This window comes from Rhodococcus sp. Leaf247 (assembly GCF_001426185.1).
GTDB lineage: Bacteria > Actinomycetota > Actinomycetes > Mycobacteriales > Mycobacteriaceae > Rhodococcoides.
This window is the reverse complement of the sequence record NZ_LMRP01000002.1, coordinates 420,321-441,289: the sequence shown is the minus strand read 5'-3', so window position 1 is coordinate 441,289 and position 20,969 is coordinate 420,321. Positions and strand designations below refer to the sequence as shown.

Here is a 20,969-nt window from a genome sequence, read left to right as displayed (position 1 = left end):
TGATCGCGCATGAACGGCATCGGCAACGACACCACGATCGTCATTCCCGTCCTCGACGAGGAGGACTACATCGGAGCATGTCTCGACCATGTTCTCCCGCAGATCGAGCAGTTGTCCGAGGTCATCGTCGTCGACAACGGGTCGACGGATCGCACGGTGGAGATAGTCGAGAAGTATGCCGCGTCGGAACCGAAGATCCGCCTGGTGCACGAACCGCGAAAAGGATTGTTCTTCTCGCGCAATACCGGTTTCAGGGAGGCGAAGTCCGACATTGTCGGACGTATCGACGCCGACACCAGGATAGGTGCGGGATGGGTCGATGCGGTGAAGTCGACATTCGCCGAAGCGGATCCGTCTCTCAATCTCGGGGGTATCACGGGATTGAGTGCGCCGTACGATTCGCCGTTCAGTCGGTCCAAGAAGATGCTCGTCGACGTGCTGGTCCGGGCCAAGATGCTGGGCAACAGCATGAAGATCGACAACATGCACGGCGCCAACATGGCCGTGCGCCTCGACGCGTGGAACGCGGTGCAGGACAAACTGACCTCGCGCGCCGACGTCCACGAGGACATCGACTTCGCGCTGTGCCTGATCGAGGCCGGGTACTCCATCGTGCAGCCGACCGAGATGTGGGCGGACATCTCGCCGCGGCGGGCGCTCACGCCTCCGTTGAAGTACACGTCGTTCGTCAAGGCGGGTATCACGAGCTTCGAGATCCACGGTCGATCGAACTGGTCGCTGAAGTGGCTCGTGGCACCGGTGACGTGGCTGTCGCACGCGGTGTTCTGGTTCCCCTACCGGGCCTACGATCCGGTCACGGGTTCGTTCTCCCCGAAGCGGCTGGTCACCGAGCAGGACTTCCGGCCGGCGGCGCTGTCGGAAGCGCCGTCGGACCGCTGAACGTCCGCGACGACTACTTCGCGCTGATCCAGATGGTGATGTCGGCGCGCACGACCTCTGCACCGGAGGTATCCCGCAGGCTGACCGGAACCACGAGTTCGCGGCCGGCGGTCACCTCGTTCCACTCGGGGACTTCGGCGAGCTGGGCCGTCGCCGTCAGTGATGTCCGCCCGGGAGCGAGGTACTGCACGGTCATCGCCTTCGGAATCCATCGGTGGGTCGTGGGGACGGTGGCCTCCGCCAGCATTCCCATGGCGACCTCCGCCAGGTTGCACGCCGCGATGGCGTGGAACGTCCCCAGGTGGTTGTGTACGCCGAACCACTTCGGTCCCGACACCACGCAGCGTCCCGGTTCGAGTTCGCGGACCCGGGGGAACACGGCCGCGAAGAACGGGACTCGCGCGCACATGCCCGCGGAGAACGCGACGGATCTGACGGGTGCGGGCAGTCGCTTCCAGAGCGCGTAGGTAGCGGTGGTCGAGGCCGACGAGATTTCACTCATGGGCGCACCTTACTCGTCGGTAAGATGAAGAGGCGGACGTCGGCGGCGGCCTCGATTTGAACTCCGGCGGCCCGGTGGGTCATACTGTTCGGGTTGCCTTGACCGAGGTGATCGCTGTCGTGCGTCTCGCGCGCTTCGGCATCGTCCCGGTTGTGGCTAGCGACAAGAACGACAAGCAGTGATCGCGCCGGCACGATGGGCGCATCCGGTCCGCTGTTTCACCACCCGGTCGAGTTCGGCCGAGCGGGAGAATCATGTGCGGGAATGCGACACGCCCGACCGCGTGGACCGGAGAACCATGACAGATGAACAGCGGCAACGGATTCCTCCTGGCCACGCGTATGCGTGGATGCGAGAGTTCGCCACGTTCGTCCTCATGGATGCGCCTCGCGCCCGGCACCACGCCGGCGTCGGGTCAGCACACTGCCGGGTTCTCGGATCGACATCCGGGAACGAGAGACCTGACCAACGGTTAACCAGGGCAAGGAAGAGGACATAAGCGTGGCGGGACAAAAGATCCGCATCAGGCTCAAGGCCTACGACCACGAGGCGATCGACGCGTCCGCGCGCAAGATCGTCGAGACCGTGACCCGCACCGGGGCACGCGTGGTCGGACCTGTGCCGTTGCCCACCGAGAAGAACGTGTACTGCGTCATCCGTTCGCCGCACAAGTACAAGGACTCTCGCGAGCACTTCGAGATGCGCACGCACAAGCGACTCATCGACATTCTCGACCCGACACCGAAGACGGTCGACGCGCTCATGCGCATCGACCTGCCGGCAAGCGTCGACGTCAACATTCAGTGAGCGCGGAGACAACCATGACTGACAACATCAAGCGTCCGGCCAAGGGAATTCTGGGCACCAAGCTCGGCATGACCCAGGTCTTCGACGAGAACAATCGCGTCGTCCCGGTCACCGTCATCAAGGCGGACCCGAACGTCGTCACCGCGATCCGTACCGAGGAGCGCGACGGCTACAGCGCCGTCCAGGTCGCCTTCGGTGCCATCGATCCCCGCAAGGTGAACAAGCCGGTCTCCGGCCAGTTCACCAAGGCCGGCGTCACTCCCCGTCGCCACCTCGCAGAGCTGCGCGTCGCCGACGCCGCAGGCTACGAGATCGGCCAGGAGCTCACCGCTGCCGAGTTCGAGGACGGCGCATTCGTCGACGTCACCGGAGTCAGCAAGGGCAAGGGCTTCGCGGGAACGATGAAGCGCCACGGCTTCAAGGGCCAGGGCGCGAGCCACGGTGCGCAGGCTGTCCACCGCCGCCCCGGTTCCATCGGTGGCTGCGCGACCCCCGGCCGTGTCTTCAAGGGCATGCGCATGTCGGGTCGTATGGGTAGCGATCGCATCACCACGCAGAACCTCTCGGTCCACAAGGTGGACGCCGAGAACGGTCTGCTGCTGATCAAGGGCGCGATCCCGGGCCGCAAGGGCGGCGTCGTGATCGTCAAGAGCGCAGTGAAGGGTGGTGCGCGAGCATGACCAGTCTCGAAAAGAACTCCACGACCAAGTTGACGCTGGACGTCAAGGAGGCCGGTGGCAAGACCAACGGCACCGTCGATCTCCCCGCCGAGATCTTCGACCGCACCGCGAACATCGCGTTGATGCACCAGGTCGTCGTCGCGCAGCTCGCTGCGGCACGTCAGGGCACGCACTCGACGAAGACTCGTGGAGAGGTCCGCGGCGGCGGCAAGAAGCCGTACCGCCAGAAGGGCACCGGCCGCGCACGTCAGGGCTCGACCCGCGCACCGCAGTTCGTCGGCGGTGGCACCGTCCACGGCCCGCAGCCGCGTGACTACAGCCAGCGCACCCCCAAGAAGATGATCGCCGCAGCACTGCGCGGTGCACTCTCCGACCGGGCGCGCAGCGAGCGCATCCACGTGATCACCGAGCTCGTCGCAGGACAGGTGCCCTCCACCAAGGGTGCCCGCACGTTCCTGTCCGAGCTCACCGATCGCAAGAAGGTTCTGCTGGTCATCGGCCGCGCAGACCTGGCCGCATGGAAGTCCGTCCAGAACCTCGACGGCATCCACCCCATCGCGCCGGACCAGCTCAACACGTACGACGTGCTCGAGGCCGACGACGTGATCTTCAGCGTCGAGGCACTGAACACGTTCGTCGCCGGACCGGCCAAGGCAGCAACGGATTCACAGGAGGAGGACAAGTGAGCACCATTGCCGATCCCCGCGACATCCTGCTGGCCCCGGTCATCTCGGAGAAGTCGTACGGGCTCATCGAGCAGGGGACCTACACGTTCATCGTGCACCCCGATTCGAACAAGACGCAGATCAAGATCGCTGTCGAAAAAGTCTTCGGCGTGACTGTGACCAGCGTGAACACCGCCAACCGGCAGGGCAAGCGCAAGCGGACCCGTTTCGGCTACGGCACGCGTAAGAGCACCAAGCGCGCGCTCGTGACCCTCTCGGCCGACAGCAAGCCCATCGAGATCTTCGGAGGCCCGGTCGCGTAAGCGACCGGAGCTCAGAGGGTCCTCGAGGATCAAGGGACGAGACAAACATGGCAATTCGTAAGTACAAGCCGACCACTCCCGGTCGTCGTGGCGCGAGTGTCTCCGATTTCGCGGAGATCACGCGCTCGACACCGGAGAAGTCGCTCATCCGCCCGCTGCACGGCCGCGGTGGCCGCAACGCACACGGCCGTATCACCACCCGTCACAAGGGTGGCGGTCACAAGCGCGCCTACCGGCTGATCGACTTCCGCCGCAACGACAAGGACGGCGTGCCGGCCAAGGTCGCTCACATCGAGTACGACCCCAACCGCACCGCCAACATCGCACTGCTGCACTTCGCCGACGGTGAGAAGCGCTACATCATCGCGCCGAAGGGCATCGCTCAGGGTTCGCCCATCGAGCAGGGCGCTACCGCGGACATCAAGCCCGGTAACAACCTCCCGCTGCGCAACATCCCGACGGGTACCACCATCCACGCGGTGGAACTGCGTCCCGGTGGTGGAGCCAAGATGGTCCGCTCCGCCGGAGCCGGTGCACAGCTGCTCGGTAAGGAAGGCGCCTACGCCACGCTGCGTATGCCGTCCGGTGAGATCCGTCGAGTCGACGTGCGCTGCCGCGCAACCGTCGGCGAGGTGGGCAACGCCGAGCAGTCGAACATCAACTGGGGCAAGGCCGGCCGTATGCGCTGGAAGGGCAAGCGCCCCACCGTCCGTGGTGTCGTCATGAACCCGGTCGACCACCCGCACGGTGGTGGTGAGGGTAAGACCTCCGGTGGACGCCACCCGGTCAGCCCGTGGGGACAGCCCGAGGGCCGTACCCGCAAGAGCAAGCCCAGCGATCAACTGATCGTCCGCCGCCGCCGCACCGGCAAGAACAAGCGATAAGCAGGAGGGAGTAGCAGATGCCACGCAGTCTGAAGAAAGGCCCGTTCGTCGACGACCACCTCCTGAAAAAGGTGGACGTTCAGAACGAGAAGGGCACGAAGCAGGTCATCAAGACCTGGTCACGCCGTTCGACCATCACCCCCGATTTCATCGGCCACACCTTCGCCGTCCATGACGGACGCAAGCACGTGCCGGTGTTCGTCTCGGACGCCATGGTGGGACACAAGCTCGGAGAATTCGCGCCGACGAGGACCTTCAAGGGTCACATCAAGGACGACCGGAAGGCGAAGCGGCGATGACCAACTTCACCCCCACCGACAACCCGATCGCACGGGCCACGGCCAAGCACGTTCGCGTGACGCCGATGAAGGCACGTCGCGTCGTGGACCTGGTCCGCGGAAAGAGCGTCGAGGATGCCCTGAACATCCTCAAGTTTGCACCGCAGGCCGCCAGCGAGCCCGTCGCCAAGGTCGTTGCTTCGGCAGCGGCCAACGCGGAGAACAACCTGGACCTCGATCCGAGCACGTTGATCGTCTCGGCTGCATTCGTCGACGAGGGCGCAACCCTCAAGCGTTTCCAGCCTCGTGCCCAGGGTCGTGCGTTCCGCATTCGTAAGCGCACATCTCACATCACGGTCATCGTGGAGAGCCTGCCCAAGACCGGCGGCTCGACACGTGGTCGCCGGAAGGGAGCTCAGTAGTGGGCCAGAAGATCAACCCGCACGGCTTCCGCCTCGGCATCACGACCGACTGGAAGTCCCGCTGGTACGCAGACAAGCAGTACGCGGAGTACGTCAAGGAAGACGTGCAGATCCGCAAGCTCCTCGCCACGGGCATGGAGCGCGCCGGCATCGCCAAGGTGGAGATCGAGCGCACCCGTGATCGGGTTCGCGTCGACATCCACACCGCGCGTCCGGGCATCGTCATCGGTCGCCGCGGCGCCGAGGCCGATCGCATCCGTTCCGAGCTCGAGAAGCTGACCGGCAAGCAGGTCCAGCTGAACATCCTCGAGGTCAAGAACGCCGAGTCCGAGGCTCAGCTCGTGGCTCAGGGTGTCGCAGAGCAGCTCAGCAACCGCGTTGCTTTCCGTCGTGCGATGCGCAAGGCCATCCAGTCGGCCATGCGTCAGCCGAACGTCAAGGGCATCCGCGTCCAGTGCTCCGGTCGCCTCGGCGGCGCGGAGATGAGCCGCTCCGAGTTCTACCGCGAAGGTCGCGTTCCGCTGCACACGCTGCGTGCGGACATCGACTACGGCCTCTACGAGGCCAAGACCACCTTCGGTCGCATCGGCGTGAAGGTCTGGATCTACAAGGGCGACATCGTCGGTGGCAAGCGTGAAGCTGTTGCCGCCGCTGCTCCGGCAGGCGATCGTCCCCGTCGCGAGCGTCCGTCTCGTCCGCGTCGCAGCGGTGCCTCGGGCACCACGGCGACCAGCACCGAGGCCGGCCGCGCAGCGACAGCAACCGCTGATGCACCCGCTACGACCGAGCAGAAGGAGGGCTGACGCATGTTGATCCCCCGTCGGGTCAAGCACCGCAAGCAGCACCACCCCAAGCGTTCGGGTGCCGCCAAGGGCGGAACTCAGGTGACCTTCGGTGAATACGGCATCCAGGCTCTCGAGCCCGCCTACATCACCAACCGTCAGATCGAGGCCGCCCGTATCGCCGTCACCCGCCACATCAAGCGCGGTGGCAAGGTCTGGATCAACATCTACCCGGACCGCCCGCTCACGAAGAAGCCTGCCGAGACCCGCATGGGTTCCGGTAAGGGTTCGCCGGAGTGGTGGGTCGCCAATGTCAAGCCCGGCCGCGTGCTCTTCGAGCTCAGCTACCCGGACGAGCAGATCGCTCGTGAAGCATTGACTCGCGCAATCCACAAGCTGCCGATCAAGGCACGCATCATCACGAGGGAGGTTCAGTTCTGATGGCTACCGGTACCCCGGCTGCCGAGCTCCGTGAGCTCGGTGACGAAGAACTGATCACCCGCCTTCGTGAATCGAAGGAGGAGCTGTTCAACCTCCGCTTCCAGATGGCCACCGGTCAGCTGGACAACAACCGTCGACTGCGCGTCGTCCGCCACGAGATCGCGCGCATCTACACCGTGATGCGCGAGCGTGAGCTCGGGCTCGCCGCAGGTCCTTCCGAGGACACGGCAGGTGACGCAGCATGAGCGAGGAAACAGTGACCACTGAAGAAGCACGCAACAGCCGGAAGACGCGTATCGGTTACGTCGTCTCCGACAAGATGCAGAAGACGATCGTCGTCGAGCTGGAGGACCGTGTGAAGCACGCCCTCTACGGCAAGATCATCCGACGCACCACCAAGGTCAAGGCCCATGACGAGAACGGAGTCGCCGGCGTCGGCGACCGCGTTCAGCTCATGGAGACCCGCCCCCTGTCCGCCACGAAGCACTGGCGACTGGTCGAGGTCCTCGAGAAGGCCAAGTAAGACCTGCAGCACTCGAACGGCCCCGCACTCCTCGTGAGTGCGGGGCCGTTCTGCGTCCGGCCTCTTCGCTACGATGGCCGTCACGAGGAGGCCGCATGGATGCAGTTCTGCAGTTCGCCGCAAGCTACTGGTGGCTGTGGTTCGTCTTCGGCGGGTCCATCGCGGGGGCGGCCAAGGCGGTCAGCGCCGCGAACGAGCGACGTGCGGATCGTCGACTCGAGCGGTACCGCATCAAGCAGGAGGCCAAGGTCGCGGCGCTCGAACTGACCAAGGCCTCGACACAGGATGCGGACGCGCAACGTCGGTCCGTCGAGAAGGCGCTCGCCGAGCACGACGACGTGAATACGCAGTGGTTCGCCTACGAGACCGACGTAATCAACCTGCTCGAGTTTCCGATGATGACGAACATGCGCGATCCGATGACGGTGGCCTTCCACCGCACCAAGCTCGACGCGGACTCCTTGCGGCCGGCATCGTCGGACGAGCTGGTCGGCGATCCGGAGGCGCAGCGGCTCTACCGCTCGGCTGTGCACGACTATGCGGTCGCGTTTACCGCCGCTGAGTCCGAGGCCAAGCGTCGTCGCCGCGGAAACTTCAGTGAAGCGGAGCAGAACCGACTCACCCGCGCGCAGTCGTTGCTGCGCATGGCCTTGGACGGCGCTTCGACCCCCGCCGAGCGCCAGGCGGCGTATCGCAAGGCACGCTCCGAGATCGACGGTCTGGTGACGCTGCCGACAACGGCGTACGCACAGATCGAGCAACGCATCGCGGGGGCGTTGGAGGCGTAGGTGCGGTCAGCGCGTGACATCCACGTCGTCGACGACCACGGTCTCGCCTCGGCGATGAGCCATGTAGTCCCGCAACTCCCGTTTCACGACGGGGAGAAGCAGATACAGGCCGATGATGTTGACGAAAGCCAGGGCGAACAAGGCGGCATCCGCGAAATCGAGCACGGACCCCAGTGAGAGAACCGTGCCGATGACGGTGAACGTGCAGAAGATGATGTTGAAACTGTGCTTGGCAACGGCGCTGCGGCCGAAGAGCGACGTCCACGCCTGCGAACCGTAGTAAGCCCACGTGATCGCGGTGGACAGTGCGAAGAGGGCGACCGCGACGGTCAAGATGTACGGGAACCAGGGGAGCACCGTCTCGAAGGCGTCCGAGGTCAGCGTGACGCCGCCTGCGGGGAGCGAGCCGGTCTCCGCGACGATGGCGCGCTGGTCCTGCCAGGACTGCGTGTTGGCGATGACGATGGTCAGCGCGGTGGCCGTGCAGATCACGACCGTGTCGATGAACGGTTCGAGCATGGCCACGAACCCCTCGGTGACCGGATGACGCGTCTTGACTGCCGAGTGCGCGATGGAGGCCGATCCCAGTCCCGCCTCGTTCGAGAACGCGGCGCGCTGGATGCCGATTATCATCACGCCGAGTACGCCACCCGCCACGCCGGTGGGAGAAAAGGCGCCCGTCACGATCGCGTTCATGGCGCTGGGAACCTGCTCGATATTCACGGCGATCACCACGGCGCATCCGAGCACGTAGACGATGGCCATTGCCGGGACCAGCTTCGCCGTCACCGCGGAGATGGACTTCATTCCGCCGATGATGACCAGGCCGATGACGACTGCGACAACGAGCCCGAAGCCGAATTTCGCGCCGTCCGAAGCAAGAAAGCCCTCGTCGCCACCGGTGACACTGCGAACCTGTGCGTAGGTCTGGTTCGCTTGGAACATGTTTCCGCCGGAGATACCGAAGAAGATGATGATGACGGCGTAGACGGTCGCCATGATCTTTCCGACCCTGCTCATCCCGCGCTCGGCGAGACCCTTCGTCAGATACTTCATCGGGCCGCCGGATACGGTGCCGTCCTCGTGGACATCGCGGTACTTCACGCCCAGGGTGCACTCGACGAATTTGGTGGCCATGCCGAGGAACCCTGCGAGGATCATCCACAGCGTGGCGCCGGGGCCACCCAGGGTGACCGCGACCGCCACACCGGCGATGTTGCCCAGTCCGACGGTGCCCGACACGGCAGCTGTCAGCGCGCGGAAGTGGCTCACCTCGCCGGGCGCGGTGGGATCGTCGTGCTTTCCGCGAACCAGCTCGACGGCGTGCTTGGCGCCTCTGACCTGGAGGAATTTGAAGGTGACGGTGAAGATGATCGCGGCTGCCAGGAGCCAGAGCACGACCAGTGGTACCGATGCGCCGCCGATGTCGACGGAGAAGAAGACGACAGTGGTCACCGCGTCGGTGACAGGTTCGAACGTCGAATTGATGGCATTCTCGATGGTGGTGAGGGTGCCGCCATCGGCTGCGAGAATCCGGGGTGGAGGAGTCATATCTCATTCGACCCCGGTACCCCGGATCCCGCTCGTCTTCGGACGGATCTGACCGATCCTTTACCTGATCTTGACCTCAGGCCAGTCGCGTCTCGGGGCTCTTCGTTTTGCTCGGGTCCTTCTCGACGATGTCACCGAGCGCCTCGTCGATCTTCGTGAGCACGTCGGCATCCAGCGTCACATCGGCAGCCTTGACGTTGTCGGCGATCTGCTCGGGGCGGGAGGCGCCGACCAGTGCCGCGGCGATGTTGTCGTTCGCCAGTACCCACGCGATGGCGAGCTGCGACATGGTGATCGACAGGTCGTCGGCGATCGGCTTCAGCTTCTGTACGCGCGTCAGGGTCTCGTCGTTCATGTAGCGCGAGATCATGTCCGCGCCGCCCTTGTCGTCGGTGGCGCGCGATCCCTCCGGAAGGGGCTGTCCCGGAACGTATTTGCCCGTCAGGACGCCCTGCGCCAGCGGCGACCAGACGATCTGCGAGATACCGAGTTCCTTCGACGCGGGTACGACATCGGACTCGATGACGCGCCAGAGTGCCGAATACTGTGGCTGATTGGAGACGATGGAGAAACCGCGCTGCCGGGCGAGGGTCTGAGCCTCGCGCAGCTGGTCGGCTGTCCACTCGGACACACCGATGTACAGCGCCTTGCCCTGCTGCACCACGTCACCGAACGCGGCGATGGTCTCCTCCAGCGGAGTCTCGTGGTCGTAGCGGTGCGCCTGATAGAGGTCGACGTAGTCGGTGCCCAGGCGACGGAGTGAATTGTCGATGCCCTCGAAGATGTGCTTGCGCGAGAGCCCGGTGTCGTTGGGGCCCTTCTCGCCGACGGGGAAATACACCTTCGTGAAGATCTCGAGTCCTTCACGACGCTCGCCGGCCAGAGCCTTGCCCAGCACGGTCTCCGCGGCACCGTTCGCGTACACGTCCGCGGTGTCGAACGCCGTGATGCCCGCGTCGAGCGCTGCCTTCACACACGCGGTCGCGACGTCGTTCTCGACCTGCGACCCGTGTGTGAGCCAGTTGCCGTAGGTGATCTCCGAGACCTTGAGTCCACTGTTTCCGAGGTATCTGTAAGCCATGCGATCAACGCTACTCGCGGGCCAGCGCAAGGACCTCTTCCTCGGTCGGCGGGCTCTTGGGGTGGTAGGTCAGGCACAGAGGAGTGGCGGTGCGCCGAAACTCCGAGCCCTCGACCGCCGCGTAGAACTGGCCCGCGGGCAAGCGGCCGACGTCGGGAACCGACCCGCCCTTGGCACGGGCCATCTCCTGTGCGGCCTGAATCTGCGCGGGGCTGTTGAGGAGTCCGTAGAACTGTGTCGCCGCGTTCCCGGCGATGCGGTTGTGCAGTCCCTTGGGCGCCTGCGTCGCGAACACCAGACCCAGGCCGTACTTGCGGGCCTGCGACGCCAGCGCCAACGTGCTGTGGGTCGCGGGCGTCGCCTTGTCGGACGGTGCGTAGTTCTGGGCCTCGTCCATCACGAACAGGCCGCCCAGAGGCCGATCGCCGGCCGGGTTCTTCTTGATCCAGGCGAACAACCCCATCTGGAGCTGGTTCACGAAGCTCTGCTTCTGCTCTTCCGTCGTCAATCCCGAGAGGTTGATGACGGACACGCGCGCCTTCTTCCCCTCCACCGGAGTCAGGAGCACTCCGGGATCGACCGGGGTGCCGGACCCGGCGAACATCGGGTCGTTGGTCATCGCGGCCTTGAGGTTCTCCGCGAGGTCCGCGGCGATGCGCACCGCGTCCCGCATCTCGCTCGCATCCGCAGGCAGGTTCTCCAGCAGGTCGATGAAGTCGGACATGTCGCCCGCCGATCGCCGACCGAAGCCGTCCAGCGCAGCACGCAGCACGGCCTGGCGGTGCGTCGCCTTCTCGGTGGTTCCCGTGGCGAGTGCGGCGGGAGCGAGAGCGGCGAGCCCCGACTCGACGGACGCATCGAACTCGTCCCGGTCACCGATGACGCTCGCGAAGTCGGGAAGTGGTTGGAAGCTCAGCGGGCGTCCGGACGACTTCCGAGGTGTCCAGACCACGACGTCCGTATCGCGGAGGTACGCAGCAGCTTTCGCTTCGTCGCCCGGCGGCCACGTGCGTTCGTCCTCGGGCCACGCCGTACCCAGGCGGGCGAGGTCGTTGTTGATGTCGAGCACGATGGACGACACTCCGTGCAGCGCACACTCCTCGACGAGTCGGCGGATCAGCACCGTCTTACCGCTGCCCGATCCGGCGAAGATCGCCGTGTGCTTGCGCAGTGCCTCGAGCGGAATGCGAACCTCGGCGTTGGTGCTGAGTTCGGTGCCCATCTCGATGTGCTCCCGGCGCGGAACGGCGGCGACAGGCGCTTGCGCCGCTTCAGGTTCGATCAGAGCTTGATCGTCGTCGACGACGCTCGCGTCGGGCAGGACCGTCCGGAACAGCTCGATCTCGTGAGCAGGCTTGCGGGCCAGCAGCCATGATGTGAGCGCCGGGGAGTTCTCCGTGCGCAGCGCACCCAGAGCGATCAGCGAGCGCCGGTCGTCCTCACTCAGTGGAACCTCGACGCCGCCGGCGCGGTGCAACGCTGCCACCGTCTGCTCGGTCTTGGCGCCCTTCGGCCACGACGAGTTGCGGATCAAGATCAGCCGTCGACGCGGCATGTCGATGTGCAGACCCGCTGCGGTGACGGCACGTTCGATCCGGGCGAGCGCCGCCCGGGCATTCGAGGACGTGACCGCGCGGAAGCACCAGTGCTCCTCGTCGTCGGTGTCGCTGTCGACGGTGTGCCTCAGACGGGCGTGCAGCGCTGGCCGCCCGCTCGGAGGTGGGTCCTGGGCGAGACTGTCGTCGGACGACTGATGCTCGTGGATCCACGCGTCGAGACCCGCCGAGAGCAGTGCCGGGACGAGGCTGTCCTCGGTGCCGGGCTCGAGAGGTGTCGAGACGTCCGCCGCGCTCCGCAGCTCAGCGAAGCGCTCGTCCAGTGCCTCGAGTTCGGATCGTTTGGCGGTCGGCAGCGACGGGGCATCGGATCCTCCTCCGCTCGAAGCGAAGTCGGTCAGCTCGGTCGCGACACCGGTCTCGAGGCAGTGACGGATGTGCTTGTCGACGGCGATGAGCAGCTGTCGTGGGGTGAAGTCGGGCGCCTTGTCGAAGGCGTCGACAGCCACCGGCCAGGTCGGGTGAGGAGTCTCGAATCCCACCTCGCGGAAGCATGCGCCGAGGCGACGTTCGAGCAGCAGTCGACCCACGTCGGACGACGGAATCGGCTTGAGTCGCTGCGTGACTCGGAACCGGTCGCGCATCGGTGCGACACCGCGTGCGGCGATCAGATCCCATGCGCTCGACAGCGCCGACAACACCGACGCGGTGCGAGGCAACGTTTCCCGCAGCGTCATCAGACCGTGGGCGAGTTGCTCGACCACCTTGTCTTCCTGCTCGTCCGCGTAGTCCTTGTCCGCACCGGTGCGAGCCTGGGCGACGAGGGTATCGATCTGGTCGATGGCGAGAATCGTGGGCCCCGTGATCGCGAGCAGTCGGGAGATGTTCTCCGCGATGCCCTGATGCCCGAGCTCTGCCCGGCGGATACCCCACGAATCGAACTCGTCGGCGTCGACGTCGTCGATCGACTGCAGGTAGGCATCGCCGATGTCCTGCACGGCGGCATCGGGCGCGATGGACAGAACGAGGGCGCGGAGGGTGTGCTGCGACGTCCGACGGTGCCGAGGGTGCGCCTTGTAGACGCCGGTGACGAACTCGTTGAGCACGTCGGGCTCGATCATGCTCTCGCCCATGATCTGACGACGCTGATCGTCGCTCACGCCGGCGATGTCGCAGAGTCGACGCAGCACCAGCCGGAGCTGACTGTCGTCACCGCGACCGGACGGACGGTTGAGATCGTCGAGCATGCCCATCAACGTCGATCGCCAGAAGCCGGCCGCGTCGAGAAGCCGGATGAGGAAGAAGTAGCCGCCCCGCGACTGGACCTCCTCGCGGACCTGGCCCAGGAGGTGTGTCTTGCCGGACCCGGCAGGTCCCTGTACGACGACGCCCAGAGGGCTTGCGTCGTCGGAGTTCTCGGCATCGGTGTAGGCGCTCATGACCTCGGTGAACACACGCTCGTGCATGCCGGGTACGTGCACGTCGGACTGCGAACGCCAGACGTCGTCAGGAGTGGGTGCCCAGCTCAGTCGCACCGATTCGAGCGCGCGGATCTGTTCGGACTTGGTGGTCGTGGTCGCCATGGTGGAGCCGCCCGTCACTGTTCGATCGCCAAGAGATGGTTCTGCTGATTGCCGACGTCGACGGCCGCCGCACGGTCCTCGTCGGTCAAGGTCTTCTGGTTCTCCTCGGGAATGAGGGAGACATCCGACGCGCGGCGCAGGCGCGCCAACGCGTCGTCCAGGTCGGCGCGAGGAATGTCGGCGAGCGCCGGCCGCAGCCGCGACAGCCGGACCCATGCACCGGGCTCGCGGGCGAGCTCGGCATAGGTGTCACGGATGCGTGTCTCGACGTCGAGTGACGCGCGAACGCTCGGTGTCACCACGGCGTTCGGCGGCGTGGGCGGAGCGGCGATGGTCGCCGGAGTGTCCCGTGGGAAGAAGACTTCGGCGGGCCGCACGTCGTCGCGCTGGAACCACCGACCGAGCCCGGCCATGACGGTGAACAGCGCCTTGCTCGGCCCGGCGGCGCCCTTCGGCGGCGTCGTCCCCATCAGGTCGGAGCAGTGCTTCCATCCCTTGTCGGTGAGTTCCAGGGTCATCGAGCGACCGTCCTTGCCGACCTCGATCAGACCCTGCGACGACAGTCGGTCCCGCTGAGCCTTCTTCAGTTCGGGACCGAGAACCGCCAGATCCGGATTCCGCACCGCCCGCGCCTCGGCCATCAACACCATCAGCACGGATACCTCGGTGCCGGTCAACTCGTTCGCGCTCACGTTGCAGTCCCCTTCGTACGTCGTCGGTGCAGAGTCTGTTCGATCATGGCCACGACACGTCCGTGGTCGGTCAGCATGTCCTCGTTGGTGAACCGCAACACGATGTATCCGTGCGTCTGCAGCAGGTTGTCGCGAGAGCGGTCGTCGGAGAACATCGCTCGGGCGCGGTGCTCGGGTCCGTCGATCTCGACGGCCACCTTCTCCTCGTCCCACAGCACGTCGATGGTGAACGGTCGACTCAACTCCGACAATTTCACGACGCGATTGTGCACCCGCCCGGCAGCCCATTCGCGAGTCGACAGGAGACGGTAGAGGAGTGATTCCGCTGCACTGGCCGCATGGGGACGACCCTCGACGGGCGGATACCCCAACGGGCGGAACCTGTCGACGATGGTGCTGACATCGGCGGGCGCGGGCGGTGCGTCGACGCGTATCGACGGGAAGCGTTCCACCGCACCGGCGCCGGTGAGCCAGACCCCGATACCGGTGCCGCACAACCACTCCGCGGCCGCCGACACGGCATCGACGTCGGCGTCGACCGGGATGTCGACGATCAGGACCGCGGACCGACGTCCGTTCGCCTGCGCGACGACGCGTCCGGCTCCGGTTGCTCTGGTCTCACGGGAGTACGCGTCGTCACGCGGGGGTCGACCGGAGACGTAGGCGTCGGCCAGGTGGGCGAGGTAGGGGCCGAAGTGGTCGGTGGTCGCCGCGACCTCGAGCGCCCTGGCACGGGCGCTGCCGCGAGCCAACGACGAGTGGTCGTCCGCGTCCACCGCACCGGGCAGCCACTGCGGGACGAGATCCAGCGCGGCACGTTCGAGCGCGTCGACGACGGCGTCCACGATCTGCGACGCGGTACCGCCCGACAAGCCGAAGAAGAGCACTGCCGGCGCACTGTCCGGTAGGGGATCCACCGATTCGGCCAGGTCGCGGAACCGCGGTCCGTGCAATCGGGCGACACGGTCGAGGGGAGCGTGCTGCCACCACGACGTGGTGGTCGACGAGTCGGCATACGTCATTCAGGCCTCACCCCCTCCGCACCGGAGATAGCGGTCGCACCGACGGTTACCATCCCCGAAACCGTACCCGGGGACGGGATCGAGTGTCGCGCGGGTCACCGTCCGAGCAGGCCACCGAGCGCGCCGCCGACTCCGGCCTGCTGTCCGCCACCGGTGCCGCCGACGAAGCCGCCCGGGGGCTGCTCGGACGGCTGCACCACGACGAATCCCTGCCCGGAGAACTGCAGCGTGAAGCGCTCGCCGGTGCTCCGGCCGATCAGCGTTCCGAAGTTCAGCTGGTCGTTGCTCTTGACCGACGTCTGCAGACTCGACGACCACGCCACCGCCGCCTGAGGGTCCGCGAACGTCGGCTGATCGACGTTCAGGACGACGGGTTGACCGTCGGTCGTGATGGCGATGCGGCCCTGACCGGTGAAGATGCAGTTGAACAGCCCCGCGTTGCTGCTCGCGGCCGCTCCCTGGACGCGACCGATGCGGTACGTCAGAGTCGAGTCGAAGGCCAGCACGTTGGCGCCGTTGATGGTCAGGCCGTCACTGCCGTCGAGGTCGATGATGTGCACGTCTTGCGCCGCGTTCGCGAGGAACAGGTCACCGCGCCCCGACACCTTCATCAGCGGCACACCCTCGCCCGTCATGGTGCGGCGGATCATGTTGCCGATACCGCCGGATCCCTGCGCCTCGAACTTCAGGTCGCCCTGGTAGGCGACCATGGAACCCGAGCGGGCCATGATCTCGCCGTTCATCGCGACGCGGGCCAACTTGCTGCCCTGCTTCTGGATGCCGGCGCCCTGGACCTCGGCATTGCTGGGGGCGAACAGTTCACTTCTCACGGCCAGTGCTCCCTGGATCGGTACGGGTGATGGTGCCCGGGTGGGTGCTGCAGGTGTCTGTCGCGGTGCTGCGACCGGCGGTGGCGTCTGCGCGGGTGCGGGTTCGTCGTCGACGCTGATCCCGAAATTCGTCGCGATGCCGGCGAGTCCGTCGTCGAACCCCTGCCCGACGGCGCGCACCTTCCAGCTGTCTCCGCGTCGGTAGATCTCGACGCACACGACGGCGGTCTCACTGGTGAGGCCCGTCATGTCGAAGACGAGGTCGCTGCCGACGCTGATGCGTAGAGGCAGACCGGCGAACGTGGTGGGACCGGATCCGTCGAGGCTCGCGGTGACCGCCACCGTCTCGATGTCGCCAGGGACCGCCCGCGTGTCGACGCGGATACCGCCGGCGCCGTACGTGACACCCGGCCCGACAGGGTTGTTGAAGAAGACGAGGTCCGAATCCGACCGCACCTTCCCCGACCCGGTGAGCAGCAGCGCGGACACGTCCACTGCAGCCCCGGCGACCGTGATGTCGAGACCTTCCGACGGTGCGGGGCGGTTCTCGCCCCTCGCTAGGCTGTACACGAGGGACAGTCTGCCACCGGAGCCCGACACGGGTGGTCGACAGCGGACCGGCAGGGAACGCGATTTGGTTCCCACCCGCGTGTTCCCTACACTAGAGCGGTTGCCCGTGGTAGACGCATGCGTCCGCCCGGTCGACGAGACCGCGCGTGTCGGGTCGGTATCCGGCACGTACGTACATCCAGGTCATCAAGGAGACCCATGATTCAGCAGGAGTCGCGGCTTCGCGTCGCCGACAACACGGGTGCCAAGGAAATCTTGTGCATTCGCGTTCTCGGTGGTTCGTCACGCCGTTACGCCGGGATCGGCGACGTCATCGTCGCCACCGTCAAGGACGCGATCCCCGGTGGAAACATCAAGAAGGGCGAGGTCGTCAAGGCCGTCATCGTCCGCACCACGAAGGAGCGTCGCCGCGCCGACGGTTCGTACATCAAGTTCGACGAGAACGCTGCCGTTCTCATCAAGCCTGACAACGACCCCCGCGGTACCCGCATCTTCGGCCCGGTCGGCCGCGAGCTGCGCGAGAAGAAGTTCATGCGCATCGTGTCGCTGGCTCCGGAGGTGTTGTGAGATGAAGGTGCACAAGGGCGACACGGTCATCGTCATCTCGGGCAAGGACAAGGGAGCCAAGGGCAAGGTCATCACGGCCTACCCGGAGACCTCCAAGATCCTCGTCGAGGGCGTCAACCGCATCAAGAAGCACACCGCTGTCTCGGCCAACGAGCGCGGCGCATCCTCGGGCGGCATCGTCACGCAGGAAGCCCCCATTCACGTTTCGAACGTCGCGGTCATCGACTCGGACGGCAACCCCACTCGCGTGGGCTACCGCACCGACGACAACGGCAAGCGCGTTCGGATTTCCCGTAAGAACGGGAAGGACATCTGATGACGACCACCGAGAACAAGATCGTTCCGCGCCTGAAGACTCGCTACCGCGAGGAGATCAAGGACGCGCTGAACACCGAGTTCGAGTACGCGAACGTCATGCAGATCCCCGGCGTTGTCAAGGTCGTCGTCAACATGGGTGTCGGCGACGCCGCCCGTGACGCGAAGCTGATCAACGGTGCGGTCGCAGACCTCGCCGCGATCACCGGCCAGAAGCCCGAGATCCGCAAGGCTCGTAAGTCCATCGCGCAGTTCAAGCTCCGCGAGGGAATGCCCATCGGCGCGCGCGTCACGCTGCGCGGCGACCGTATGTGGGAGTTCCTGGACCGTCTCGTGTCCATCGCGCTTCCCCGCATCAGGGACTTCCGCGGCCTGTCGGGCACGCAGTTCGACGGCAACGGCAACTACACGTTCGGCCTGAACGAGCAGTCGATGTTCCACGAGATCGACGTCGACAAGATCGACCGCCCTCGCGGTATGGACATCACCGTCGTCACGACGGCAACCAACAACGACGAAGGCCGCGCGCTGCTCAAGCACCTCGGCTTCCCGTTCAAGGAGATCTGAGCGTATGGCAAAGAAGGCACTGGTCAACAAGGCCAACAAGAAGCCGAAGTTCGCGGTCCGCGCCTACACGCGCTGCCAGCGGTGCGGTCGCCCGCACTCGGTGTTCCGCAAGTTCGGTCTCTGCCGCATCTGCGTGCGCGAGATGGCGCACCGCGGAGAGCTTCCCGGAGTGCACAAGAGCTCCTGGTGATCTGATCCCCACCCGAAAGGCCCGAGCCGTCACGGCTCGGGCCTTTCGGCGTTCAGGACCGGAGTTCTGCCAGCGCCTTTGCCAGTCGCGCGGCGCGGGTCTCCGGCTTCCTGGCGCCGGTCAGTCCCACCGCTACCTGGTTCTGCTTCGTGTAGGACCATGACTTCCACGTCGCAGCGGCACTCGTGTCCGCAGCGAGGGCGTCCGCGAGATCCGACGGCACGTCGACGGTACGAACGGCGTCGTCGAGGACGATGTCGAGGTCGTACTCCTGGCCGGGTTCGATGCCGGCGTCGCGGCGTCGATCCTGACTCATTCCCAGCCAGTACTCGTCGCCCATGCGCGCGATCGACGAGCGGTAGGTGAAACCCGAGACGGTCACCGCCACCTTCGGGCGCTTCCCACCTCCCAGGGCCTCTACCGCCTCGTCCGGAATCCGGAATCCGGCGGTATTTCCCCCGGTCGACACCAACTCGGTGCGTAGCTTCATGGTCGCAATCCCTTCTGCGTGTCCGCACCATATGCCGCGCGCGGACACGGCGTCGGGCTTAGGGTTGCGCGACGGGGGAGTGAGCGGAGGAATCATGACTCAGATCGCGGAGACCGAGACGTCGGAATCGCCGGAACTCAAGCGAGTCCTCGGACCCGGACTGCTGCTGTTGTTCATCGTCGGCGACATTCTCGGCGCCGGTGTCTACGCGGTCACCGGCGACATGATCTCGAACGTGGGCGGAATGGCGTGGCTGCCGTTCATCCTCGCGTTCGTCGTCGCGACATTGACCGCGTTCTCCTACCTCGAGCTCGTGTGCAAATATCCGCAGGCGGCCGGCGCCGCGCTGTACACGCACAAGGCGTTCGGTGTGCACTTCGCGACGTTCCTGGTGGCATTCGCCGTGATCTGTTCCGGCATCACCAGCGCGTCCACGTCCTCGAACGTCGTCGCCGGCAATCTGCTTGCGGGACTGCATGAGACGTTCTCCACCGAGGACGGCGTCGGGTGGTTCGACGTGCCCACCGGTGACACGGCCCAGCTGGTGGTCGCCCTCGGATTCATGGTGCTGCTGGCGGCGATCAACCTGCGCGGCGTCGGCGAGTCGGTGAAGTTCAATGTCGTCCTGACGATCATCGAGATGGCAGCGCTCGCCATTGTCATCGCCATCGGATTCGTTGCCGTGGGAAGTGGTAGCGCCGAAGGTGACATCGCCAATCTGGTGGTGTTCGACGACGCCAACGAGAAGGGCTGGTTCCTGGCCGTCACCGTCGCGACGACGATCGCGTTCTTCGCGATGGTCGGCTTCGAGGATTCCGTGAACATGGTCGAGGAGACCAAGGAACCGGAGAAGATCTTCCCGAAGATGATGCTCTCCGGTCTCGGAATCGCTTGCCTCATCTACGTTCTGGTAGTCGTCGCCGTGATCGCGGTGCTGCCGCTCGACTACGACTCCGGCAGCGAAGGCATCCTGCTCCACGTCGTGCGACTCGGTGCGCCGGGACTCCCGATCGACGAGATCTTCCCGTACCTGACGGTGTTCGCCGTCGCCAACACCGCCCTGATCAACATGCTGATGGCGAGCCGGTTGATCTACGGACTGGGCCGGCAGCGAATCCTGCCGAAGTCCCTCAGTGCCGTGCTGCCGACGCGTCGCTCGCCGTGGGCCGCCATCGTCTTCTCGACGGTCATGGCACTGGTCCTGATCGTCGTGGTGAACCAGCTGCAGGGAAACTCGGTCGTCAGCGCACTGTCCGGAACGACCGGACTGCTGCTGCTGTGCGTGTTTGCGGTGGTCAACGTCGCCAACCTGGTGCTCAAGCGCAAGAAGGAGACGACGGGCTTCAGCGCGCCGCTCTGGGTTCCGGTCACCGGAGGCACGCTGTGCCTGTTCCTCGTCGGACCATGGGCCCGCACCGATGCGCAGATGATCCAATACCGCATCGCCGGCGCGATGCTGCTGCTCGGTGTGGCGCTGTGGGTGGTGACGTTCTTCGTCAACCGCGCTACCCAGGGCAAGTCGCGCTTCATCAACGTCGAAGCGTTGGACCGCGACGAGAAGGCGAACCTCGGTGACCGGGTGCGTGATCGTGGAGACGGCAAGGACTGAGCTCGTGGGGAGGTGCGCACCCCTCGCGTGAAGCGCACACCCCTTACAGCCGACTGCAGTGGGTGCACTCTCGCCAGAAGGGGTGCGCACACCCCGTGCGGCTCGGGAAAGCGTTGCGCCACCCGGCGGCCCCCCGTGCGGTTCTGACATGCGCCGCGCCGGCGAAGCGCACACCCTCTTCGTGAAGCGCGCACCCCTTACAGCCGGCTGCAGAGGGTGTGCGCTCACCTGAAGAGGTGTGCGCACCCCGTGCAGCCCCGGAACGCACCGCGGACCGGCGTCACGCCCCCGAGCGCACACCCTCTCCGTGAAGCGCACACCCTCTACTGCCGACTGCAGAGGGTGTGCGCT

Annotated in this window: 26 protein-coding genes; 18 read left to right on the top strand and 8 right to left on the bottom strand. The window is 65.7% G+C overall.

Annotation, left to right across the window (positions count from 1 at the left end; translation table 11 throughout):
- The first annotated feature begins 9 nt into the window (after nucleotides 1-9).
- On the top strand, nucleotides 10-900 hold the full coding sequence (locus ASG64_RS11515; protein WP_056073689.1) for a glycosyltransferase: 891 nt from the start codon (nucleotides 10-12) through the stop codon (nucleotides 898-900).
- Between the two features lie 13 nt (nucleotides 901-913).
- Here the strand turns inward: ASG64_RS11515 and ASG64_RS11510 are convergent, their stop codons facing one another.
- A complete protein-coding gene (locus ASG64_RS11510) occupies nucleotides 914-1,402 on the bottom strand; it encodes a hotdog fold domain-containing protein (RefSeq protein ID WP_056073687.1) in 489 nt (162 codons plus the stop codon).
- A 501-nt stretch (nucleotides 1,403-1,903) separates the two neighbouring features.
- Here ASG64_RS11510 and rpsJ point away from each other — a divergent pair.
- The 12 genes from rpsJ to ASG64_RS11450 all read left to right on the top strand — a co-directional run bounded on the left by rpsJ (nucleotide 1,904) and on the right by ASG64_RS11450 (nucleotide 7,995).
- Entirely contained in the window at nucleotides 1,904-2,209 is a 306-nt protein-coding gene (gene rpsJ / locus ASG64_RS11505; protein WP_003938093.1) for a 30S ribosomal protein S10, read from the top strand.
- Nucleotides 2,210-2,223: 14 nt separating this feature from the next.
- Nucleotides 2,224-2,889, top strand: coding sequence for a 50S ribosomal protein L3 (gene rplC / locus ASG64_RS11500; RefSeq protein ID WP_042575445.1), 666 nt, complete (start codon nucleotides 2,224-2,226; stop codon nucleotides 2,887-2,889).
- Nucleotides 2,886-3,575 carry a 50S ribosomal protein L4 gene (rplD, locus tag ASG64_RS11495; protein WP_042575431.1) on the top strand — a complete coding sequence of 230 codons (690 nt, stop codon included), beginning with the start codon at nucleotides 2,886-2,888 and terminating at the stop codon, nucleotides 3,573-3,575. The genes rplC and rplD overlap by 4 nt, the downstream gene beginning before the upstream one ends.
- Entirely contained in the window at nucleotides 3,572-3,877 is a 306-nt protein-coding gene (gene rplW, locus ASG64_RS11490) for a 50S ribosomal protein L23 (RefSeq protein ID WP_027504648.1), read from the top strand. The genes rplD and rplW overlap by 4 nt, the downstream gene beginning before the upstream one ends.
- 47 nt (nucleotides 3,878-3,924) lie before the next feature.
- Nucleotides 3,925-4,761: a 50S ribosomal protein L2 gene (rplB, locus tag ASG64_RS11485; protein ID WP_042575432.1), complete on the top strand. Its 837-nt coding sequence runs from the start codon at nucleotides 3,925-3,927 to the stop codon at nucleotides 4,759-4,761.
- A gap of 17 nt (nucleotides 4,762-4,778) precedes the next feature.
- Nucleotides 4,779-5,060 carry a 30S ribosomal protein S19 gene (gene rpsS, locus ASG64_RS11480; protein ID WP_042575433.1) on the top strand — a complete coding sequence of 94 codons (282 nt, stop codon included), beginning with the start codon at nucleotides 4,779-4,781 and terminating at the stop codon, nucleotides 5,058-5,060.
- A complete protein-coding gene (gene rplV, locus ASG64_RS11475) occupies nucleotides 5,057-5,461 on the top strand; it encodes a 50S ribosomal protein L22 (RefSeq protein WP_027504651.1) in 405 nt (134 codons plus the stop codon). The genes rpsS and rplV overlap by 4 nt, the downstream gene beginning before the upstream one ends.
- A complete protein-coding gene (gene rpsC, locus ASG64_RS11470; protein WP_027504652.1) occupies nucleotides 5,461-6,264 on the top strand; it encodes a 30S ribosomal protein S3 in 804 nt (267 codons plus the stop codon). The genes rplV and rpsC overlap by 1 nt, the downstream gene beginning before the upstream one ends.
- A 3-nt stretch (nucleotides 6,265-6,267) precedes the next feature.
- Entirely contained in the window at nucleotides 6,268-6,684 is a 417-nt protein-coding gene (gene rplP, locus ASG64_RS11465) for a 50S ribosomal protein L16 (protein WP_027504653.1), read from the top strand.
- The gene (gene rpmC / locus ASG64_RS11460) at nucleotides 6,684-6,929 is read left to right on the top strand and encodes a 50S ribosomal protein L29 (protein ID WP_027504654.1); all 246 of its coding nucleotides are present in this window, start codon (nucleotides 6,684-6,686) and stop codon (nucleotides 6,927-6,929) included. Before rplP ends, rpmC begins: the two co-directional genes overlap by 1 nt.
- Entirely contained in the window at nucleotides 6,926-7,207 is a 282-nt protein-coding gene (gene rpsQ / locus ASG64_RS11455; protein ID WP_042575434.1) for a 30S ribosomal protein S17, read from the top strand. Before rpmC ends, rpsQ begins: the two co-directional genes overlap by 4 nt.
- Before the next feature lie 95 nt (nucleotides 7,208-7,302).
- Nucleotides 7,303-7,995 carry a hypothetical protein gene (locus ASG64_RS11450; RefSeq protein ID WP_056073685.1) on the top strand — a complete coding sequence of 231 codons (693 nt, stop codon included), beginning with the start codon at nucleotides 7,303-7,305 and terminating at the stop codon, nucleotides 7,993-7,995.
- 6 nt (nucleotides 7,996-8,001) lie between these two features.
- Here the strand turns inward: ASG64_RS11450 and ASG64_RS11445 are convergent, their stop codons facing one another.
- From ASG64_RS11445 to ASG64_RS11420, 6 genes are all read right to left on the bottom strand, one after another.
- Nucleotides 8,002-9,546, bottom strand: coding sequence for an alanine/glycine:cation symporter family protein (locus ASG64_RS11445; RefSeq protein ID WP_056073683.1), 1,545 nt, complete (start codon nucleotides 9,544-9,546; stop codon nucleotides 8,002-8,004).
- A 76-nt stretch (nucleotides 9,547-9,622) separates the two neighbouring features.
- A complete protein-coding gene (locus tag ASG64_RS11440; protein ID WP_056073681.1) occupies nucleotides 9,623-10,627 on the bottom strand; it encodes an aldo/keto reductase family protein in 1,005 nt (334 codons plus the stop codon).
- 10 nt (nucleotides 10,628-10,637) lie between these two features.
- On the bottom strand, nucleotides 10,638-13,766 hold the full coding sequence (locus tag ASG64_RS11435) for a helicase HerA domain-containing protein (RefSeq protein WP_056074330.1): 3,129 nt from the start codon (nucleotides 13,764-13,766) through the stop codon (nucleotides 10,638-10,640).
- Nucleotides 13,767-13,780: 14 nt separating this feature from the next.
- Complete coding sequence (locus ASG64_RS11430) at nucleotides 13,781-14,458, bottom strand: hypothetical protein (protein ID WP_056073679.1); 678 nt, start codon at nucleotides 14,456-14,458, stop codon at nucleotides 13,781-13,783.
- Nucleotides 14,455-15,480 (bottom strand): endonuclease domain-containing protein, encoded by a 1,026-nt coding sequence (locus ASG64_RS11425; protein ID WP_056073678.1) that lies wholly within the window; start codon nucleotides 15,478-15,480, stop codon nucleotides 14,455-14,457. The genes ASG64_RS11430 and ASG64_RS11425 overlap by 4 nt, the downstream gene beginning before the upstream one ends.
- Nucleotides 15,481-15,575: 95 nt before the next feature.
- Nucleotides 15,576-16,889, bottom strand: a complete 1,314-nt coding sequence (locus ASG64_RS11420; protein WP_156388395.1) for an AIM24 family protein — start codon at nucleotides 16,887-16,889, stop codon at nucleotides 15,576-15,578.
- A 189-nt stretch (nucleotides 16,890-17,078) separates the two neighbouring features.
- On the opposite strand from ASG64_RS11420, the gene rplN reads away from it, so the two are divergent.
- From rplN to ASG64_RS11400, 4 genes are read left to right on the top strand one after another with little or no spacing between them, the layout of a single operon-like run.
- Nucleotides 17,079-17,447 (top strand): 50S ribosomal protein L14, encoded by a 369-nt coding sequence (rplN, locus tag ASG64_RS11415; protein ID WP_027504662.1) that lies wholly within the window; start codon nucleotides 17,079-17,081, stop codon nucleotides 17,445-17,447.
- A 1-nt stretch (nucleotide 17,448) separates the two neighbouring features.
- On the top strand, nucleotides 17,449-17,763 hold the full coding sequence (gene rplX / locus ASG64_RS11410) for a 50S ribosomal protein L24 (RefSeq protein WP_042575440.1): 315 nt from the start codon (nucleotides 17,449-17,451) through the stop codon (nucleotides 17,761-17,763).
- Nucleotides 17,763-18,329: a 50S ribosomal protein L5 gene (gene rplE / locus ASG64_RS11405; protein ID WP_056073676.1), complete on the top strand. Its 567-nt coding sequence runs from the start codon at nucleotides 17,763-17,765 to the stop codon at nucleotides 18,327-18,329. The genes rplX and rplE overlap by 1 nt, the downstream gene beginning before the upstream one ends.
- A gap of 4 nt (nucleotides 18,330-18,333) precedes the next feature.
- A complete protein-coding gene (locus ASG64_RS11400) occupies nucleotides 18,334-18,519 on the top strand; it encodes a type Z 30S ribosomal protein S14 (protein WP_027504665.1) in 186 nt (61 codons plus the stop codon).
- Between the two features lie 52 nt (nucleotides 18,520-18,571).
- Here the strand turns inward: ASG64_RS11400 and ASG64_RS11395 are convergent, their stop codons facing one another.
- On the bottom strand, nucleotides 18,572-19,009 hold the full coding sequence (locus tag ASG64_RS11395; protein ID WP_056073674.1) for a DUF1905 domain-containing protein: 438 nt from the start codon (nucleotides 19,007-19,009) through the stop codon (nucleotides 18,572-18,574).
- Nucleotides 19,010-19,103: 94 nt separating this feature from the next.
- Here ASG64_RS11395 and ASG64_RS11390 point away from each other — a divergent pair, with 94 nt between their 5' ends.
- On the top strand, nucleotides 19,104-20,618 hold the full coding sequence (locus ASG64_RS11390; protein WP_056074328.1) for an APC family permease: 1,515 nt from the start codon (nucleotides 19,104-19,106) through the stop codon (nucleotides 20,616-20,618).
- Nucleotides 20,619-20,969: the final 351 nt, after the last annotated feature.

Coding starts and splice junctions, on each gene's coding strand:
- ASG64_RS11515 (WP_056073689.1), top strand. CDS start 10: ATGAACGGCATCGGCAACGACACCACGATCGTCATTCCCGTCCTCGAC.
- ASG64_RS11400 (WP_027504665.1), top strand. CDS start 18,334: ATGGCAAAGAAGGCACTGGTCAACAAGGCCAACAAGAAGCCGAAGTTC.
- rplD (WP_042575431.1), top strand. CDS start 2,886: ATGACCAGTCTCGAAAAGAACTCCACGACCAAGTTGACGCTGGACGTC.
- rplX (WP_042575440.1), top strand. CDS start 17,449: ATGAAGGTGCACAAGGGCGACACGGTCATCGTCATCTCGGGCAAGGAC.
- ASG64_RS11390 (WP_056074328.1), top strand. CDS start 19,104: ATGACTCAGATCGCGGAGACCGAGACGTCGGAATCGCCGGAACTCAAG.
- ASG64_RS11440 (WP_056073681.1), bottom strand. CDS start 10,627: ATGGCTTACAGATACCTCGGAAACAGTGGACTCAAGGTCTCGGAGATC.
- rpmC (WP_027504654.1), top strand. CDS start 6,684: ATGGCTACCGGTACCCCGGCTGCCGAGCTCCGTGAGCTCGGTGACGAA.
- ASG64_RS11510 (WP_056073687.1), bottom strand. CDS start 1,402: ATGAGTGAAATCTCGTCGGCCTCGACCACCGCTACCTACGCGCTCTGG.
- ASG64_RS11445 (WP_056073683.1), bottom strand. CDS start 9,546: ATGACTCCTCCACCCCGGATTCTCGCAGCCGATGGCGGCACCCTCACC.
- rplP (WP_027504653.1), top strand. CDS start 6,268: ATGTTGATCCCCCGTCGGGTCAAGCACCGCAAGCAGCACCACCCCAAG.
- ASG64_RS11435 (WP_056074330.1), bottom strand. CDS start 13,766: ATGGCGACCACGACCACCAAGTCCGAACAGATCCGCGCGCTCGAATCG.
- rplB (WP_042575432.1), top strand. CDS start 3,925: ATGGCAATTCGTAAGTACAAGCCGACCACTCCCGGTCGTCGTGGCGCG.
- ASG64_RS11425 (WP_056073678.1), bottom strand. CDS start 15,480: ATGACGTATGCCGACTCGTCGACCACCACGTCGTGGTGGCAGCACGCT.
- rplE (WP_056073676.1), top strand. CDS start 17,763: ATGACGACCACCGAGAACAAGATCGTTCCGCGCCTGAAGACTCGCTAC.
- rplN (WP_027504662.1), top strand. CDS start 17,079: ATGATTCAGCAGGAGTCGCGGCTTCGCGTCGCCGACAACACGGGTGCC.
- rpsQ (WP_042575434.1), top strand. CDS start 6,926: ATGAGCGAGGAAACAGTGACCACTGAAGAAGCACGCAACAGCCGGAAG.
- ASG64_RS11395 (WP_056073674.1), bottom strand. CDS start 19,009: ATGAAGCTACGCACCGAGTTGGTGTCGACCGGGGGAAATACCGCCGGA.
- rpsS (WP_042575433.1), top strand. CDS start 4,779: ATGCCACGCAGTCTGAAGAAAGGCCCGTTCGTCGACGACCACCTCCTG.
- rplC (WP_042575445.1), top strand. CDS start 2,224: ATGACTGACAACATCAAGCGTCCGGCCAAGGGAATTCTGGGCACCAAG.
- rplV (WP_027504651.1), top strand. CDS start 5,057: ATGACCAACTTCACCCCCACCGACAACCCGATCGCACGGGCCACGGCC.
- ASG64_RS11450 (WP_056073685.1), top strand. CDS start 7,303: ATGGATGCAGTTCTGCAGTTCGCCGCAAGCTACTGGTGGCTGTGGTTC.